Origin of the sequence: Bordetella pseudohinzii, assembly GCF_000657795.2 — a bacterium.
Classification (GTDB): domain Bacteria; phylum Pseudomonadota; class Gammaproteobacteria; order Burkholderiales; family Burkholderiaceae_B; genus Bordetella; species Bordetella pseudohinzii.
In genome coordinates this window covers 48,380-63,898 of the sequence record NZ_JHEP02000014.1, presented here as the reverse complement: position 1 = coordinate 63,898, position 15,519 = coordinate 48,380, and the positions used below count along the sequence as shown (strand labels likewise).

General features: G+C 68.3%; 18 protein-coding genes. 9 read left to right on the top strand and 9 right to left on the bottom strand.

Annotated elements, in window-relative coordinates; genetic code table 11:
• Nucleotides 1-18 precede the first annotated feature (18 nt).
• Nucleotides 19-900, bottom strand: a complete 882-nt coding sequence (locus tag L540_RS16940; RefSeq protein WP_043208071.1) for a DMT family transporter — start codon at nt 898-900, stop codon at nt 19-21.
• 112 nt (nt 901-1,012) lie between these two features.
• On the opposite strand from L540_RS16940, the gene L540_RS16935 reads away from it, so the two are divergent.
• Nucleotides 1,013-1,483, top strand: a complete 471-nt coding sequence (locus L540_RS16935) for an Lrp/AsnC family transcriptional regulator (RefSeq protein ID WP_043208073.1) — start codon at nt 1,013-1,015, stop codon at nt 1,481-1,483.
• 3 nt (nt 1,484-1,486) lie between these two features.
• On the opposite strand, the gene L540_RS16930 is transcribed toward L540_RS16935, so the two are convergent.
• The 3 genes from L540_RS16930 to L540_RS16920 all read right to left on the bottom strand — a co-directional run bounded on the left by L540_RS16930 (nt 1,487) and on the right by L540_RS16920 (nt 4,812).
• Nucleotides 1,487-1,987 (bottom strand): glutathione peroxidase, encoded by a 501-nt coding sequence (locus L540_RS16930; RefSeq protein WP_043208076.1) that lies wholly within the window; start codon nt 1,985-1,987, stop codon nt 1,487-1,489.
• Nucleotides 1,988-2,070: 83 nt separating this feature from the next.
• Nucleotides 2,071-3,252 carry a DUF1501 domain-containing protein gene (locus L540_RS16925; RefSeq protein ID WP_043208078.1) on the bottom strand — a complete coding sequence of 394 codons (1,182 nt, stop codon included), beginning with the start codon at nt 3,250-3,252 and terminating at the stop codon, nt 2,071-2,073.
• Between the two features lie 24 nt (nt 3,253-3,276).
• Nucleotides 3,277-4,812 (bottom strand): DUF1800 domain-containing protein, encoded by a 1,536-nt coding sequence (locus L540_RS16920; RefSeq protein WP_043208079.1) that lies wholly within the window; start codon nt 4,810-4,812, stop codon nt 3,277-3,279.
• Between the two features lie 165 nt (nt 4,813-4,977).
• Between L540_RS16920 and L540_RS16915 the strand changes: the two genes are divergently transcribed.
• A complete protein-coding gene (locus L540_RS16915; protein ID WP_082149673.1) occupies nt 4,978-5,301 on the top strand; it encodes a tetratricopeptide repeat protein in 324 nt (107 codons plus the stop codon).
• A gap of 8 nt (nt 5,302-5,309) precedes the next feature.
• Here L540_RS16915 and phrB read toward each other — a convergent pair whose 3' ends face one another.
• Complete coding sequence (gene phrB, locus L540_RS16910) at nt 5,310-6,719, bottom strand: deoxyribodipyrimidine photo-lyase (protein ID WP_231584848.1); 1,410 nt, start codon at nt 6,717-6,719, stop codon at nt 5,310-5,312.
• A gap of 231 nt (nt 6,720-6,950) precedes the next feature.
• Between phrB and L540_RS16905 the strand changes: the two genes are divergently transcribed.
• From L540_RS16905 to L540_RS16895, 3 genes are all read left to right on the top strand, one after another.
• A complete protein-coding gene (locus L540_RS16905; protein WP_048026563.1) occupies nt 6,951-8,393 on the top strand; it encodes a CoA transferase in 1,443 nt (480 codons plus the stop codon).
• 46 nt (nt 8,394-8,439) lie between these two features.
• Nucleotides 8,440-8,799, top strand: coding sequence for an arsenate reductase (glutaredoxin) (gene arsC, locus L540_RS16900; protein WP_043208085.1), 360 nt, complete (start codon nt 8,440-8,442; stop codon nt 8,797-8,799).
• Between the two features lie 86 nt (nt 8,800-8,885).
• A complete protein-coding gene (locus L540_RS16895; protein ID WP_043208087.1) occupies nt 8,886-9,293 on the top strand; it encodes a NirD/YgiW/YdeI family stress tolerance protein in 408 nt (135 codons plus the stop codon).
• Nucleotides 9,294-9,306: 13 nt separating this feature from the next.
• On the opposite strand, the gene L540_RS16890 is transcribed toward L540_RS16895, so the two are convergent.
• Nucleotides 9,307-9,861 carry a peroxiredoxin gene (locus L540_RS16890; RefSeq protein ID WP_043208243.1) on the bottom strand — a complete coding sequence of 185 codons (555 nt, stop codon included), beginning with the start codon at nt 9,859-9,861 and terminating at the stop codon, nt 9,307-9,309.
• A 174-nt stretch (nt 9,862-10,035) separates the two neighbouring features.
• Between L540_RS16890 and L540_RS16885 the strand changes: the two genes are divergently transcribed.
• Complete coding sequence (locus L540_RS16885) at nt 10,036-10,428, top strand: hypothetical protein (RefSeq protein WP_053073233.1); 393 nt, start codon at nt 10,036-10,038, stop codon at nt 10,426-10,428.
• Between the two features lie 33 nt (nt 10,429-10,461).
• On the opposite strand, the gene L540_RS16880 is transcribed toward L540_RS16885, so the two are convergent.
• Nucleotides 10,462-11,940: a YXWGXW repeat-containing protein gene (locus tag L540_RS16880; RefSeq protein WP_048026561.1), complete on the bottom strand. Its 1,479-nt coding sequence runs from the start codon at nt 11,938-11,940 to the stop codon at nt 10,462-10,464.
• Between the two features lie 126 nt (nt 11,941-12,066).
• A complete protein-coding gene (pdxR, locus tag L540_RS16875; protein WP_043208092.1) occupies nt 12,067-13,488 on the bottom strand; it encodes a MocR-like pyridoxine biosynthesis transcription factor PdxR in 1,422 nt (473 codons plus the stop codon).
• 89 nt (nt 13,489-13,577) lie between these two features.
• Here pdxR and L540_RS16870 point away from each other — a divergent pair, with 89 nt between their 5' ends.
• Genes L540_RS16870 through L540_RS16860 form a run of 3 tightly spaced genes read left to right on the top strand, consistent with a single transcriptional unit; the run spans nt 13,578 to nt 15,051 of the window.
• Complete coding sequence (locus L540_RS16870) at nt 13,578-14,009, top strand: GNAT family N-acetyltransferase (protein ID WP_043208094.1); 432 nt, start codon at nt 13,578-13,580, stop codon at nt 14,007-14,009.
• Between the two features lie 11 nt (nt 14,010-14,020).
• Nucleotides 14,021-14,623 carry an FMN-dependent NADH-azoreductase gene (locus L540_RS16865; RefSeq protein WP_043208096.1) on the top strand — a complete coding sequence of 201 codons (603 nt, stop codon included), beginning with the start codon at nt 14,021-14,023 and terminating at the stop codon, nt 14,621-14,623.
• The gene (locus L540_RS16860) at nt 14,620-15,051 is read left to right on the top strand and encodes a carboxymuconolactone decarboxylase family protein (protein ID WP_043208098.1); all 432 of its coding nucleotides are present in this window, start codon (nt 14,620-14,622) and stop codon (nt 15,049-15,051) included. Before L540_RS16865 ends, L540_RS16860 begins: the two co-directional genes overlap by 4 nt.
• 58 nt (nt 15,052-15,109) lie before the next feature.
• On the opposite strand, the gene L540_RS16855 is transcribed toward L540_RS16860, so the two are convergent.
• Nucleotides 15,110-15,517 (bottom strand): DoxX family protein, encoded by a 408-nt coding sequence (locus tag L540_RS16855; protein ID WP_043208100.1) that lies wholly within the window; start codon nt 15,515-15,517, stop codon nt 15,110-15,112.
• Nucleotides 15,518-15,519: the final 2 nt, after the last annotated feature.

The following is a 15,519-nucleotide window of genomic DNA, read 5'->3' as shown; positions in this document are numbered from 1 at the left end:
CGCCGACGCCTTCCGGCCTTAGCGACGGCCCGCGAGGCTGACGCCGGCCGCGGCCAGGAAGATCAGGCCCACGCCCAGCCATTGCGAGGCGCCCAGGCGCTGGCCGTAGACGGCCAGGTCCAGCAGGATGGCCACGGCGGGATAGATGAAACTCATCGCCGCCACGCTGGTGGTCGGCAGGCGCTGGATGGCCGAATACATCAGGATATACATGAGGCTGGTGTGGACCAGGCCGAGGGCCAGCAGGCAGGCCCATTGCGCGGGGGCGGCGGGCAGCGCCGAGAAATCGGCCAGGGGCAGCAGCATCACGACGCCCAGGCTGACCTGGACCAGCGCCAGCACCTGGGGCGGCACATGCTTGAGCTGTTTGACGATGAGCGCGGTCAGCGTATAGCAGGCGGCCGCGCCCAGGCCCAGCGACAGCCCCAGCAGATAGCCGCCGGGCGCCGGGCCGTGCCGCCATTGCAGGATGCAGAGCAGGCCGCCGAAGGCCAGCGCCGTCCAGGCCAGGCGCGCGCGGCTGAGCTTTTCATGCAAGACCAGCACGCCCAGGCCGATGAGCAGAAAGGGCTGCACATGGTAGACCGCCGTGGCCAGCGAAATGGAAGCCAGGCGGTAGGCGGAAAAGAGCAGTACCCAGTTCATCACCAGGGCCGCGCCCGACAGCAGGGCCAGCGCCCAGTCGCGCCGGGACAGGCGCAGATGGCGCAGCATGCCCCGATGCTGCGCGTAGGCGGCCAGGCCCAGCATGCCGAACAGACAGCGGAAGAAGACCACGTTCCAGGCGCTTTGGCCTGATTCCAGCACGAAGAGGCCGATGGTGCCGGACAGCGTCATGGCGGCGGCCATCTGCCACAGGCCGGCGGTTTCGGTGGCGGGCGTCGCGCCGAGGGTATGCATGACGGACTCCGGAGAGAGTGGGTATGGGAAAAATTATCCCAGCCGGAACTCCCTTGGTGCATGCATAATACGAGGACAATTTCCACGAATTCCTTGGATAAGCAGGAAAAAAATGGAAAAAGCCTTTCAAAGCGATAAGCCCATCCTGGACGCGGTGGACCGCCGCCTCATCGCCAGCCTGAACCGCCAGGCGCGCAGTCCCGTGGCCGAGCTGGCGCGCCAGGTCGGCATGTCGGCGCCCAGCGTGACCGAGCGCCTACGGCGCCTGGAGGAGCAGGGCGTGATCACGGGCTACCGGGTGGAACTGGATCCGGCCGCCCTGGGGTATGGGCTGACCGCCATTGTGCGGATCCGGCCGCTGCCGGGCCAGCTGCGCAAGGTCGAGGCGCTGATCGTGGCCATCGAGGCCTTTATCGAATGCGACAAGGTGACCGGGGACGACTGCTTTGTGGCCCGGCTGGTCCTGCGCTCCATCGCCGAGCTGGACGGCATCCTGGAGCGCATCACCGCTTACGCGGAGACAAACACGGCCATCGTCAAGACCTCGCCGATCAAGCGCCGCCTGCCGCCCCTGGCGGCCTGAGCCTCACGCGGCCTCGGCGGGGGCCGCCAGGGCGCGTTCGATGGCGCCGGCCAGGCTGTCGGGCGCGTCGGTGGGCGCATAGCGGGCGATGACCTGGCCGTCGCGGCCCACCAGGAATTTCGTGAAATTCCATTTGATGGCCTCGGTGCCCAGCACGCCCGGCTTTTGTTCCTTGAGCCAGCGGTACAGCGGATGGGCGTCGCCGCCATTGACGTCGATCTTGGCGAACATGGGAAAGCTGATGCCGTACTGCGTATCGCAGAACTGGCGGATCTCGGCGGCGTCGCCCGGTTCCTGGCGGCCGAACTGATTGCAGGGAAAGCCCAGCACGGCAAATCCCTGGGCCTCGAAACGCTGGTAGAGCGCTTCCAGGCCGGAGTATTGCGGCGTGAAACCGCATTGCGAGGCCACGTTGACCACCAGCACGACCTGTCCGCGCCATCGCGACAGCGGCACAGACGCGCCGTCCAGGGATGCCGCGCTGAAGTCATAGAGAGTGGACATGCTGTGCCTCCGAATGGATGAGGGGCCGCGCGGGCCCCGACCGGAAAGTGTAGCCCGGCCGCCGCGCGCGGGCCAGGCAGGGCTCAGACCAGCTTGAGATCCCGGGGGCGCACGCCGGGGAAGATGGCGGCCAGGCGTTTGTCGTCCAGGCCGTAGAGGCGTGAGAACAGGCCGGCGAAAACGGCCCGGTATTCGTTGAGCACCGGATAGTCGCGGTCCTGGAAGAGCTTGCCGGGCTGGACGGCGATTTGTTCGCCGGCGATGCGTCCGCCGCGCACCTGGCCGCCCATGACCCAGTAGACGGTGCCATGGCCATGGTCGGTGCCGCGCGTGCCGTTTTCACGGAAGGTGCGGCCGAACTCGCTGATGACCACCACCGTGGTTTTCTTCCAGGCCGGGCCCATGGCCTGGGCGTAGGAGGCCAGGGCCTGGCCCAGCTGTTCCAGCTTGCCGGAAAGCTGGCCCTGGGCGCCGCCCTGGTTGACATGGGTGTCCCAGCCGCCGACATCCACAAAGCCCAGGTTGTAGCGGTCGCGCATAAAGCCGGCGATGCGCCGGGCCTCGGCCTGCAGCCGCGTGACGGACAGGGATTTGCCATTGGCTTCTTTCTGCTCGGCCTCCATGCCTTGCGCCGCGCTCTTGATTTCCATGCCTTCGGCCACGGTCGAGGCCAGGCCCGTGTCCTGGTACATATTGGCGATGATGCGATCGTGGTCGTCGTCCAGGCGGGCCTTGCGCGCCGAACCGGCCAGGTTGATATTGGGCACCTTGGCCTGGCCGCGGAAGATTTGCGGCACGTCCTGGGTGAAAGCGGCCGCGGGCATGCCCAGCTGCGCGGCCAGGCGGTTCAGGAAGCCCGAGGTCTCGCGGCCCGCGCCGTCGGCCGCCGCCGCGCCGCGCTCGATGCGGTTCTGGGTCTCGAAATGGCTGCGGGTGACGTCCTCGGTGCCGGCAAAGGGCAGGAAGGCGAGTTCGCCTCGTTGGTAATACGGCAGCAGGGAGCCGGCCAGCGCCGGATGCAGGCCCCAGTGGTCGGCCAGGGGCAGGGCGGCGCCGGCCCCGCTGCCGGCGCGCGGGATCGCGATCGTGGCGCGGCTTTCGTAATAGAAGTCGTTCTGCGGGATGAGCAGGCTGGCGGCGTCGTAGGCGCCGCGCATGAAGACCACCAGCAGGCGCTGGTCGGTGGCTGGCGCGGCCAGCAGACGGGTCGCATGCAGCGTTAGCGGCAGGCTGGCGGCAAAGGTGAGGAAGTCACGGCGCTTCATGGCGGGTCTCGGAAGTCAGGAAGGTCAGCGCCGCATAAAGGGCGGCGCGGCCAGCAGATAGGTATTGGCGTCCGTCACGCTGCGTGCCTGCCCGATGGCTTCGCGGCTGGCGGCCGGCCATTGATTAAACGGCGAGGCTGGGCCATAGGCCTCGGACAGGCGCGAGAGCTTGACGCGCGGCATGGGCTGATCAGGCTCGCGATAGAAGGTGCCGGTGGCCGCGGCAATGGCGCGGGCGGCCTCGAAGCGGGCATTGAGCTGGCCGGAACCGGCCCAGTCGTTCTGGGTCAAGGGATAGCCGTCGGGCGTCAGGCGGCCGTAGAGCGGCTGGCCCAGCGTGGAGATCAGGGCGGCGACGGCCCGGGCGTTGGACAGGGGCGGCTGATCATGCAGGGCCAGGCGCAGCGATGCATAGACGTAGTGCACCGGGTCCTTGAACTTGCCGTCCTTGAGCGAGGCCGCGAAGGCCGGCGAATTGAACAGCACGCGCAGCACGGCGGCGATGTCGCCATGGCTTTGCGTGAAGCTGCGGCTCAGTTGGTCCACCAGGGCCTCGGGCGGCGCGTCCGCCACGAAGAAGGTGGCGAGCTTGCGGCTGATGTGGCGCGCCGTGGCCGGATGGCTGGCGAGGATATCCAGGGCCTGCTCGACCTCGGCCCAGCCGCGGCCCTTGATGGGGTGGCCCAACAAGACCTTGTCGCCGTAGTCATGGGCGGCCGGGTTGAACTCGAACAGGCCTTCGCTGATCAGGTCGGCGGCATGCGCACCCTTGGCCCGGCGCGGCGTGCCGCTCGTGTTGACGCCGACGCCGGTCAGGATGCGGGCGAGCTCCTGCACATCGCGCTGGCTGTAGCCGCCGTCCACGCCCAGGGTATGCAGCTCCAGGAGTTCGCGGGCGTAGTTTTCATTGATCTTGCCCACGCGGCTGGCCGCGTTGTCCAGATACATAAGCATGGCCGGCGAGCGCAGCGTGGCTTCCAGCAGGTCGCGGAAGCTGCCCAGCGCATGGGGCCGCACGGCGCGGGCTTCGTAGTCATCCAGCACGGCGCCGACATAGCCCTTGTTGAGCCAGACATTGAAGTGGTTCATCCAGAACCAGGTCATGTGCTCCTGCAATTGATTGGGCGAGTACAGCGCCAGCCAGACGGCGCGTTCGCGCGTCTGCTCGCCGCGCTCGCGTATGGCCTTGTTGGTGTCGCGGCGGGCCTGCAGCTGCGCGTCCGCGTTCTTGATCTGTTTATCCGCCTGGCTGCGTTCGCGCAGCGCCACGGCGGCCTGGGCCGCGTCCGTGGTGGAGATCGGCAGGGCCGCGATGCGGGCGGCGACCTCGCGGGGCAGGGCGGGCCGGGCCGGGGGCTTGAGCTGCCCCTGCAGCCAGGCTTCATAGCCCTGCTGCCTGGCTTGCGCCAGGGTCTCGGGCGTGGCGCCCCAGGTGATGCGGTCCACGCGCGCATAAAGATCGGCGGGGACATCGGCCGCCTGGGCGTGCATGGCCGGCGCGCCCGCGGCCAGCAGAACGGCGAGGACGGCGTGGCGCGGGCTGGGCAGGGACAAGGGCATGGTCAGGCTCGGGAAAGACGCAAATCAGACCCGTACTATGGCCGATAAATGCCCTGCCGAGGCGCGGCTGAAACGCCACGACACAGATGGTTTTTCCCTGTTTTCCGGGGGCAGGCCGCTATCATGGTCGCGATTCCTCACCGAGTTTTCTGGAGTATCAGCGACATGCAAGGCCTGACCGAACGTCTTGAATCCATGCTTGCCAAGGGCCAGGACAACATGTTGTTGCGTTTTTCCCTGGGCAAGGCCTACGCCGAGGCGCAGCGCTATGCGCCGGCCATCGCGCATTTGCGCGCCGCGCTGGCCTTCGATCCCAACTACTCGGTGGCCTGGAAATGGCTGGGCCGCGCGCTGCTGGAAGCCGGCGATGCGGCCGGCGCGCGGCAGGCCTGGGAGTCCGGCATGGAGGCCGCGCGCGGCCATGGCGACCAGCAGGTCATCAAAGAGCTGACGGTGTTTCTGCGCCGCCTCGAGAAACAGGGGCTGTAGCGCCGCGCTCAGGACGGCGACAGGCGCGCGTAGGCCTCGATGGCGCGCAGCCGGCTGGCCTTCAGATCGACGATGGCGTCGGGATAGCCGGCCGCGCGGCGTTCGCCCGCCGAGGGTTCGTGGATGGCCTTATCGTCCAGCCCGGCCAGTTCGGGCAGCCAGCGGCGCAGGAAGGCCGCGTCCGGATCGAAGCGGCGCGACTGAGTGATGGGATTGAACACCCGGAAGTAGGGCACGGCGTCCGCGCCCGTGGAGGCGCTCCATTGCCAGCCGCCGTTGTTGGCCGCGAGCTCGCCGTCCACCAGATGGTTCATGAACCAGGCCTCGCCCAGGCGCCAGTCGATCAAGAGGTTTTTGGACAGAAACATGGCGCTCACCATGCGCAGCCGGTTGTGCATCCAGCCGGTGGCCAGCAATTGGCGCTGCGCGGCATCGACGATGGGAATGCCGGTGCGGCCGGATTGCCAGGCCGCCAGGTCTTGCGGCGCATCGCGCCAGGCCAGATGCGCCGTCTCCGGCCGCATGGGCCGGTGCATGGACAGGCCGGGGTAGGCCGCCAGCAGATGCTGGTAGAACTCGCGCCACAGCAATTCGGTGATCCAGGCGCGCGCGCCGGCCTGGCCGCTGTCGATCTCGCCCCGGTTGGCTCGCAGCGCGGCGCGCAGGCATTGGGCCGGCGACAGCACGCCGCAGGCCAGATAGGGCGATAGGGCGCTGGTGCCTGGCAGGGCCGGCAGGTCGCGGCGCTCGTGGTAGCGCGCCAGGCCTTCGTCCAGGAAGGCCCGCAGGCGCTCATGGGCATGGGCTTCGCCGGCCGGCCACAGCGCGGCCAGGGTGGGGGCGGCTTCGGGCCAGCTCGCCGGCAGGGGCGCCATCTCGCGGGCCGGGGCCTGGGCCTTGGGCGCGCGCACCGCCGCCGGCGGCGCGGCGCGCAGGATCTCGCGGCAGGCGCGCGCATAAGGGGTGAACACGCGGTAGGGGTCGCCCTTGCCGGTGCGCACGCTGCCCGGCGGCAACAGGGTGCCGCCGTGGTGGCGGACAAAGGCGATGCCGGCCTCGCGCAGACGGGCCTCGCAGGCCTGGTCGCGGCGCTGTTCATTGATGGCCCATTCGACATTGACGTGAACCGCGCCGATGCCATGCGAGGCGCAGAAACCGGCCAGGGCTTGCGGCGCCCGCGACCAATCGCGCACCGGCAGCACATGCAATTCGATGCCTAGTTCTCCCAGCGAGCGGCCCAGCGCCAGCACATTGCGGCGCCAGAAATCCACTTTGACGGGCGCGTCGCCATGCGCCCGCCATTGGCCGGGCGCGGCGAGGAACACCGCGCGGACCGGCCCTTGGGCTGCCGCGGCGGCCAGCGCCGGGTTGTCGTGCAGGCGCAGATCGCTGCGCAGCCAGACCAGGGTTTGCATCATCGTCGCCAGGGAGGAGGACGGGGCGTCATTCTAGCGGGCCGCCCCGCCACTGTGTAATAGGCCGGTACAGATGTGACCAGGCATGGCAGGACCCAGGGGTTTCGCGGCATTTGAGGCCTGTCCGGTCAAACCATGAAACACGACGGCGCGCGCCGCGCTTGACGTTTCCCTGCAAGGGGTCATGTAATCGTCATGCCAGAGAAATATAGATATTGCGCCATGGGACATTTGATGGATTTGCGTTCGCCCCTTAGCCGGGCCCGCGCTTTCGACAACCGCGAGACCAGTTCGCTCGCCGCCTTGCGGGCCATATGGCGCGAAGCGGGTCTGCCGGACGAGTCGCTGGATCACATCGAACTGCGTGGCGTGGAGCCGGTGCTGCCTTCTTCATTCGCCGTGGGCACGGCCGCGCAAGCCAGCATCGCGGCCGCCGCGCTCGCCGCCGCCGAACTCTGGCATCTGCGCGGCAAGCCGCGCCAGCGCGTGGCGGTGGACATGCTGCATGCCGCCCAGGAGTGCCGCAGCTATTACACGATCAACGGCATCACGCCCAATCCCTGGGACAAGATCACCGGCACCTATCGCTGCGGCGATGGCGGCTGGATCCGCATCCACGCCAACTTCGCCCATCACCGCGACGGGGCCCTGGCCTTGCTGGGCTGTCCGACCGGCGACGGCGCCACGCGCGAGGCCGTCGCCCAGGCGCTGCAGCGCTGGAAAGCGCAGGAGTTCGAACAGGTGGCCGCCGATGCCGGCCTGGTGGTGGCGGCCATGCGCAGCTTCGAGGAATGGGATGCGCACCCGCAGGCGGCGGCCCTGGCCGGCCAACCGCTGGTGAGCATCGAGCGCATCGGCGACGCCGATCCCCGGCCGCTGCCCAAGTATGGCCATGATGCCCGCCCGCTGAAAGACATCCGCGTCCTGGACCTGACCCGCATCATCGCCGGGCCGGTAGGCGGGCGCACCCTGGCGGCCTACGGCGCCGATGTCATGCTTGTCAATTCGCCGCATCTGCCCAATATCGACAACATCATCGACACCAGCCGCGGCAAGCTTTCGGTGCATGCCGACCTGGAGACGGCCGATGGCCGCATCGCGCTGGGCAATCTGCTGCGCAGCGCCCATGTCTTTGTGCAGGGCTACCGGCCGGGCGGCATGGATGCCCTGGGTTTCGGTCCGCAAGAAGTCGCGCGCCTGCGGCCCGGCATCGTCTATGTGTCCTTGTCGGCCTATGGCACCCATGGCCCCTGGTCGGGCCGCCGCGGCTTTGACTCGCTGGTCCAGACGGCCACGGGCTTCAACCATGCCGAGGCGCTGGCCGCGGGCCAGGCCGAACCCAAGCCGCTGCCCGTGCAGATTCTCGATTACGCCTCCGGTTTCCTGATGGCTTTCGGGGCGCAGGCCGCGCTGGCTCGCCAATCGACAGAGGGAGGCAGCTGGCATGTGCGCGTCTCGCTGGCCCGCACCGCGCAATGGCTGCGCGGCCTGGGCCGGGTGGCCGATGGCCTGTCCTGTCCCATGCCGCCGATCGACGGCCTGCTGGAAACCACGCAATCGGGTTTCGGCGCGTTGAGCGCGGTGCGCCACGCCGCGCAGTTCTCGGCGACGCCGGCCGGCTGGACGCGGCCTTCGGTACCGCCGGGCACCCACCCGACGGTCTGGCCTTTCCAGTGAGGGCGGGCGGGGTAGACTAGGGGCATATCATCCGCAGGAGCCCCAGATGTCCGCCAAGCATTCCGCCACCATCTATCACAACCCGCGCTGCGGGACGTCGCGCACCGTGCTGCAGATGCTGCAGGATGCCGGTTATGCGCTCACGGTCATCGAGTACCTGAAGACCCCGCCTTCGCGCCAGACCCTGGCCGGCCTGATCCAGCAATCGGGCCTGAGCGTGCGCCAGGCCGTGCGCAGCAAGGAGGCGCTCTATCAAGAACTCAAGCTCGACGACCCGCAGCTCTCCGACGAGGACCTGCTCGACGCCATGGTCGAGAATCCCATCCTGATCAACCGCCCCTTCGTGGTGACCGAAAAAGGCGCGCGGCTGTGCCGGCCCGCCGACGTGGTCAAGGAAATTATCTGACAGGACTGGTCCCGTTTTGTATGTCATTTTCCGGCCTTGAAAAGCGGCGTATCTACACTGATACGCCTTTTTCCCGGAGAAATGCCATGCGCTTGCGATTGCTGCTGATCAAGACCGCCGTCCTCCTCTTATCCCTGGCCGGCGGCCAATCCATGGCCCAGTATGTCGGGCCCGCCTTCGATCCCAACCTGACCGTGCGGCAGATGCTGTCCACCGCGCCGGATGACGCCCATGTCGTCCTGCGCGGCCGGCTGGTGCGCCGGATCAATGACGAGAAATACCTCTTCGACGATGGCACGGGCCAGGTTCGCGTGGAGATCGACGCCCATCTCTTTCCGCAGGGCAGCCCCATCAATGACCAGACCCAGATAGAGATCTCGGGCGAGTTCGACCGCGAACTCATGGGCACCTCGGAGGTCGAGGTGAAGGCGCTGCGCGTGGTGGAGGGCAGCCCGTCCCAAGCCAAGCCGGCCGCCACGCCCAAGGCGCGCTAGCGCGTCGGCGCGCCTATTCGCCCGAGGGATGGCTGGCGCGCCAGGCCCTCAAGGCCTTCAGGGTGTTGGGCACATGGTGCTCGGGGCTGATATCGGTGTACTCGTACACCACTTCGCCGGCGGGCGAGATCACATAAGAGGTGCGCTTGGCCGACTCGGGACGCTTGTCCGATACCGCATCGTAGGCCTTCATGATCTTGCCGTCGGCGTCGGCCGCCACGGCGAACTTGCCGCGGCATTCGCTGACCGAAAACTTCTTGAGCGTTTCGATATCGTCGGCCGATACCCCGATGACCGTAGCCCCCAGCGCGCGATACTCGTCGATGGCCTCGGCGAAATTGCGCGCTTCTATCGTGCAGCCCTGCGTGAAGGCGGCCGGGTAAAAGTACAGCACGACGGGGCCTTTCTTGAGGGCCTGGGCCATGTCGAAATCAAAGACTTGCCCGCCTTGCGAGGCTTGCGCCGTAAAGGCCGGGGCCTTGGCGCCCGGTGCCAGCACGGCCAGCGCCGCGCCGCCATGCGCGGCCAGCGCCAGGGCCGCGGCCAATATCAGGGCGTGTTGTTTCATCATGATCTCCATGACCGCTTGCCGCGGGGTGCGCGCAGAGGCCGGACTCTAATTTACAGACAGATGTGACGGCCCGCCAGGGCGCATACACATTCGATTACCTCCTGGGCTTGACGCTCCGCGCGCCCGGATCGACGCTCAAGGCGTTGACCACGTCAAGACGAGGAGGCTGCCATGCGTCGCTTCATATTGTTGGCCAGCTTGGCCCTCGGGTCGGCCCATGCACAGACCCTGGTGGCGCAGACCGGTTATCCGGTCACTCCCGACCAACGCCAGGCGCCGCCGGCGGGCTATCAGATGCCGCGGACGCCGTCTTATGGCGGCTCGGCCGCCCCTGGCGGCCAGCCCGCGCCGGCGCCGGTGACCCTGCCTGGGGATCCGCCCCAATGGCAGCGCGAAGACCGCACGCCAGCCGAGAAAAAGCGCACCGCGCGCAAGGAAGCGGACGCGGCTTATGCCGAGGCGCGCAAAGCCTGCCGCGCGCAGCCGCCGGCTGAACGCAAGGCCTGCGAGGCGGGCGCCCGCAAGCAATACCAGGATGACCTGGCCGCGATCGGCCGCCCCTGAGCCGGGCGCCCCTGTGCCGGGCGCTCTATTGCGCTAATTGCGTTCGCCGCGGTCACCGCCGCGGCCGCCGCCTTCGGGGCGGCCGCGGCCTTCCGGACGGCTTTCGGGGCGCGGTGCGCGTGCCTCTTGCGCTTGCGGCCGTGCCGGCGGTTGGTTCATGCGCTCGGGCCGGCTGGCGTTGTCGGGGCGGTTGACCTGTTGCGGCCGGTTGGCGTTGTCCGGGCGGTTGCCTTGCTGCGGCCGGTTGGCGTAGTCCGGGCGGTTGCCCTGCTGCGGCCGGTTGGCGTTGTCGGGGCGGTTGCCTTGCTGCGGCCGGTTGGCGTTGTCGGGGCGGTTGCCCTGCTGCGGCCGGTTGGCGTTGTCGGGGCGGCTGCCCTGTTGCGGCCGGTTGGCGTTGTCGGGGCGATTGCCCTGCTGCGGCCGATTGGCGTTGTCGGGACGGCTGCCCTGTTCGGGCCGGTTGAAGTTGTCAGGACGATTGCCCTGTTGCGGCCGGTTGGCGTTGTCGGGGCGATTGCCCTGCTGCGGCCGGTTGGCGTTGTCCGGGCGGTTGCCCTGTTCGGGCCGGTTGAAGTTGTCAGGACGATTGCCCTGCTGCGGTCGGTTGCCGGCGTCGGGCCGCCCGGCGGAAGGACGGTCGCCCTGCGCCCGGGCATCATCCGGCCGCTTGCCGCCGAAGTTGCTGCCGGGCCCGCCATTGGCCGGGCCGCGCGGGTTGCGATAGTCGTCGCTGTTCCAGCGCATATTGGCGCGCGGCCCCCCGATGGGGGTGTCGGCCACCATCTGCCGCGGGCCGTCGCCGCGTCCGGCCCATTGAGCCCGGTTGTTGCCGGCCCAGCGCGCATGATCGAGCTGGTCCCGGGTGGGCGGCGTGCGGCGGTCCCTGCGCGCGGCGTCTTCCTGCGGGCTGGGGCGGCGGTCCAGGCCGCCGGGGCCGCCGTGATAGCTGATGCGGCGGCGGTCGATATTGTTGATGGTGACGTTGTGCACGTAGACATTGGTTACGCGCCTGACGTTCACATTGGTGATCGCGCGGTTGTAGTAGAACGCGCGGTCGCGCCAATAGCCGCCGACATAGCCGATGCCGATATAGCCGAAGCCGTAGTTGATGCCGCCATAAAAGCCGACGTGCGGCCCCCAGTAGCCGGCATGCCAACGGTAGACGCCCAGATCGAAGGCCCAGTAGCCCGGGGTCCACAGCGCGCCGACATAGGGGGCGATGACCCAGGCGCCGGGCACCCAGTAAAAGCCGTAGGCATTGCGGGCCCAATAGCCGGGCACCCAGATATAGCCGTCGCCGGGAACGGGCGGCTGCTGGTAGACGGGCAGGGGCGGCGGCGCCTGGTTGCTGACGGCGACAGGCGCCATATTGGCCGAGGCGGGATCGGCGTCCGCGGGCGCGGCCTCGACCGCCTCGGGCGGGTCGTAGCTGACCTGGGCATGCGCGGGCAGGCTGGCGGCCAGCAGGGCCAGGCTCAACAGACAGGGATAGCGGCGGGGACGCGGGATCATGCAAAGCTCCAGTGCAGCCATGCGCGGGTGAGGGGCGCTTTTCTTGGCTGCTGTGGATTAGGCCATAAGTCCGCCGGGGCGTTTCCCCCTGAAACCACTCAGAAACGATTCAATCGTGACCATTGATTACGACCTCAGGCCGAGGGCGCGGGCCAGTTGGGCGCTCAGGCCGGCGGCCATGTCGGGCGAGGCGATATTGGTAAAGCCTAGCAGCAGGCCGCTGGCGGTGGGCGGCCCCATATACCATTGGCTCAGCGGCTGGACGGCCAGCCCCCGCGCCTGGGCGCGCGCGGCGAGGGCCGCGTCCGCGAGACCGGCTGGCTTGAGGCGGGCCAGGATATGGATGCCGCCAGCCTGGTTCTGCACCTCCAGGTGCCGCCCCAGGGACTGCTCCAAGGCCTGCGCCAGGTAGGCGCGCCGCGTGGCGTACAGCGCGCGCATCCTGCGCAGGTGGCGCGCGAAATGGCCTTGTTCCATGAAGCGGGTGGTGGCCTCCTGGGGAGCCAGCGCCGGCCCGGGCAGATGCAGGGCCGCGGCGCGGAAGCGCTCGACCTCCGCCAGGGGCACGACCAGATAGGCCAGGCGCAGCCCCGGAAACAGTACTTTGCTGAATGTGCCGGTATATAGGACACGGCCATCGCGGTCCAGGCTTTTGAGGGCGGGCAGGGGGCGGCCGTGATAGCGGAATTCGCTGTCGTAATCGTCTTCGATGATCCAGGCCTGGCGCTCGCCGGCCCACTCCAGCAGGGCAAGGCGGCGCGGCAGCGACAGCGCCACGCCCAGGGGGCTCTGGTGCGTGGGGGTGACGACCGCGAAACGCGCGGCCTCGGCGATCCGTCGGCCCTGGGCGACGGACAGGCCTTGCTCGTCGACCGGCACCGCGGCCAGGCGCATGCCGGCGCGCTCCAGATAGGCGCGGGCAAAGCGATAGCCGGGGTCTTCATGCCAGCCCAGGTCGCCGCGCCGCAGGACGGCCTGGCAGGCCAGTTCCAGCGCGCCCCGGTATCCCTGGGTGACGAAGACCTGCTCATGGCCGCAGGCGATCCCGCGCGAGATGCCCAGATAGGCCGCGATGGCGCGGCGCAGGGCCTCGTGGCCATCGGGATCCGGATAGTTCAGGGCCGCAACACTCATGTCGCGGGCGGCCTGGGCGGCCAGGCGCGCCCAGGTCTTGCGCGGAAAGACGTCCAGCGCCGGCAGGCCAAGCTGAAACGGCCAGGGATGCCTGGCGGTGCCGGCCGGGCGCTGGGCGGCGCCAGCAGGCGGGGCGGCCGGCGCCCGCGCGGGTTCCAGCGAGGCCAGCTGGGGAGAGACCACGGTGCCGGCCGGCCCCCGCGCCAGGAAATAGCCCTCGCTGGCCAGCAATTGATAGGCCAGCTCCACCGTGCCGCGGGCCAGATTGAGTTCGCTGGCCAGGCTGCGCACCGAGGGCACGCGGTCGCCGGGCCGCAGCTTGCCGGCCGCGATGGCTTCGCGAAAGCGCCGGTACAGTTGCAGATAAATGGGGGCGTCGTGCTCGCGGCTGGGCCGCAGTTGCCGCAAGTCCATGCTTGATGTCCTAGTCAAATAATCAATTCTTGGACCTTATGACTAGGACATTATCCGCCTAAAGTGAGGGCTGGACCACAAGGAGCATCATGAACCCCCTCCGGCTAAGCCATATTGAAACCGAGGCCGATTGCCTCGCCAGTTTCGCCGTCATGCGGGAACTGCGGCCGCATTTGAGCGATGTCCCGGCCTATGTCGGGCAGCTGCGCCGCCAGGCCGGGCAGGGCTATCGCCTGCTGGCCGCCTGGCGCGGCGATAGGATCATGGGCCTGGCCGGCTACCGCCTGCAGGAAAACCTGATCTACGGCCGCTTTATCTATATCGATGACCTGGTCACCATCGACGAGGCCCGGCGCCAGGGCGTGGGCGCCATGCTGATCGACGCGGTGCGCGAAGAGGCGCGCCGCGAGGCCTGCGCCCAGCTGGTGCTGGACACGGGCCTGGGCAATGCCCTGGCGCAGCGTTTTTACTTCCGCCAGGGGCTGTTGTCGGCGGCCATGCATTTCCGCCAGACCCTGTAGACGAGATCCCCATGAAGCAGCTTTATTTCCTGGATTGCAGCCCGCACCGCGAGGCTTCGCTGGGCGTGCGCCAAGTGCGCGACATGCTGGCCGGCCCGGGCGCGCCGCGCGTGCGGGCCCGCAGCCTGGCCGGCCGGCCGCTGGCGCCGCTGACCGCGCACTATGCCGAGGGCATCACCTCGGGCGCCGCGCATGACGATCCGGCTTTTGCCTTGTCCGAGCAGTTGATCGGCGAGTTGGAGGACAGCGACGCGCTGTTGATCAGCACGCCCATGCACAATTTCACGGTGCCGGCCGCGCTCAAGCTGTGGCTGGACTATGTGCTGCGCAAAGACCGCAGTTTCACCGTCACGCCCGAAGGCAAGGTGGGCCTGTTGCGGGACCGCCCGACCCTGGTGCTGGTGCGTTCGGGCGCGCCTTTCCTGGGCAGCGAGGCCCGGCAGCCCGATTTCCTGACGGCCTATCTGCGCTACGCCCTGTCCATTCTGGGCATCCAGGACGTGCGCTTCGTGTACTTGCAGGGTTTGCGCCCCAGGGCCGAAGACCTGGCGCAGGCGCGCCAGGCCCTGGCCGCCTTTCTTCATCCCGCCATCCTGACCGGAGAACTGTCATGACCCCGCTGCGCCTGCCCTATGGCACGCTGTCTCCCGAGGCCTATCAAGGCCTGCTCGCCACCAAGAAAGCCCTGGACAAAAGCAGCCTGGGCAAGGCCTTCATCGAGCTCATCTACCTGCGTATTTCGCAGATCAACGGCTGCGCCTTCTGTCTGGAAATGCATGCGGCGGCGCTGCGCGCCGGGGGCGTGCCGCAGGCCAAGCTCGACAGCCTGGCCGGCTGGCAGGTGAGTTCGCATTTCGATGCGCGCGAGCGCGCGGCGCTGGCCTGGGCGGAGTCCCTGGCCGATGTGGCGCGGACCCACGCGCCCGATACCGATTTCGAGCCGCTCAAGGCGCATTTCAGCGATGCGGAGATCGCCGATTTGAGCTTCGCCATCGCCCTGATGAGCGCCATGAACCGCCTGGCCATCGGCATGCGCCAGTAAGGTCCGCAAAAAACACAAAAGCCCCCGTGGGGGCTTTTGCGCAAGCGGGGCCTGACGCTCAGTTCCAGCGGCCGCCCGTGCCGCCAAGGCTGAAGCGCCCGGCGCCGGTGAACATCAGGGCCAGCGCGGTGAAGAGGAACATGCCTTGCAGTTCCAGCGCCCAGCCGCCGGTCTGCGGATTGAGGCTGCCGAATTGGCTGGCGTGCGCCAGCAGCAGGGCGACGATCATATTGGCGAAGACGAAGAAAGCGCCCAGGCGCGTATAGATGCCGAGAATGAGCAACAGCGGGCCGAGGATTTCGCCCACATACACGCCATAGGCGATGAAGCCGGGCAGGCCGTGCGAAGAAAGCATGCCCGCGATGCCGCCCACGCCGGAACTCAGCTTGGACAGGCCGTGCAGCAGGATGATGATGCCCAGCGCAAGGCGCAATATCAGTTTGCCGGTGTCGTCGGATTTGATCATTT

Bases quoted from the DNA above. Each gene is read 5' to 3' on its own strand.
- L540_RS16870 (WP_043208094.1), top strand. From the start codon at position 13,578: ATGAACCCCCTCCGGCTAAGCCATATTGAAACCGAGGCCGATTGCCTC.
- arsC (WP_043208085.1), top strand. From the start codon at position 8,440: ATGTCCGCCAAGCATTCCGCCACCATCTATCACAACCCGCGCTGCGGG.
- phrB (WP_231584848.1), bottom strand. From the start codon at position 6,719: ATGATGCAAACCCTGGTCTGGCTGCGCAGCGATCTGCGCCTGCACGAC.
- L540_RS16860 (WP_043208098.1), top strand. From the start codon at position 14,620: ATGACCCCGCTGCGCCTGCCCTATGGCACGCTGTCTCCCGAGGCCTAT.
- L540_RS16905 (WP_048026563.1), top strand. From the start codon at position 6,951: ATGGATTTGCGTTCGCCCCTTAGCCGGGCCCGCGCTTTCGACAACCGC.
- L540_RS16895 (WP_043208087.1), top strand. From the start codon at position 8,886: ATGCGCTTGCGATTGCTGCTGATCAAGACCGCCGTCCTCCTCTTATCC.
- L540_RS16865 (WP_043208096.1), top strand. From the start codon at position 14,021: ATGAAGCAGCTTTATTTCCTGGATTGCAGCCCGCACCGCGAGGCTTCG.
- L540_RS16885 (WP_053073233.1), top strand. From the start codon at position 10,036: ATGCGTCGCTTCATATTGTTGGCCAGCTTGGCCCTCGGGTCGGCCCAT.
- L540_RS16855 (WP_043208100.1), bottom strand. From the start codon at position 15,517: ATGATCAAATCCGACGACACCGGCAAACTGATATTGCGCCTTGCGCTG.
- L540_RS16920 (WP_043208079.1), bottom strand. From the start codon at position 4,812: ATGCCCTTGTCCCTGCCCAGCCCGCGCCACGCCGTCCTCGCCGTTCTG.
- L540_RS16930 (WP_043208076.1), bottom strand. From the start codon at position 1,987: ATGTCCACTCTCTATGACTTCAGCGCGGCATCCCTGGACGGCGCGTCT.
- L540_RS16890 (WP_043208243.1), bottom strand. From the start codon at position 9,861: ATGAAACAACACGCCCTGATATTGGCCGCGGCCCTGGCGCTGGCCGCG.
- L540_RS16925 (WP_043208078.1), bottom strand. From the start codon at position 3,252: ATGAAGCGCCGTGACTTCCTCACCTTTGCCGCCAGCCTGCCGCTAACG.
- L540_RS16940 (WP_043208071.1), bottom strand. From the start codon at position 900: ATGCATACCCTCGGCGCGACGCCCGCCACCGAAACCGCCGGCCTGTGG.
- pdxR (WP_043208092.1), bottom strand. From the start codon at position 13,488: ATGGACTTGCGGCAACTGCGGCCCAGCCGCGAGCACGACGCCCCCATT.
- L540_RS16935 (WP_043208073.1), top strand. From the start codon at position 1,013: ATGGAAAAAGCCTTTCAAAGCGATAAGCCCATCCTGGACGCGGTGGAC.
- L540_RS16880 (WP_048026561.1), bottom strand. From the start codon at position 11,940: ATGATCCCGCGTCCCCGCCGCTATCCCTGTCTGTTGAGCCTGGCCCTG.
- L540_RS16915 (WP_082149673.1), top strand. From the start codon at position 4,978: ATGCAAGGCCTGACCGAACGTCTTGAATCCATGCTTGCCAAGGGCCAG.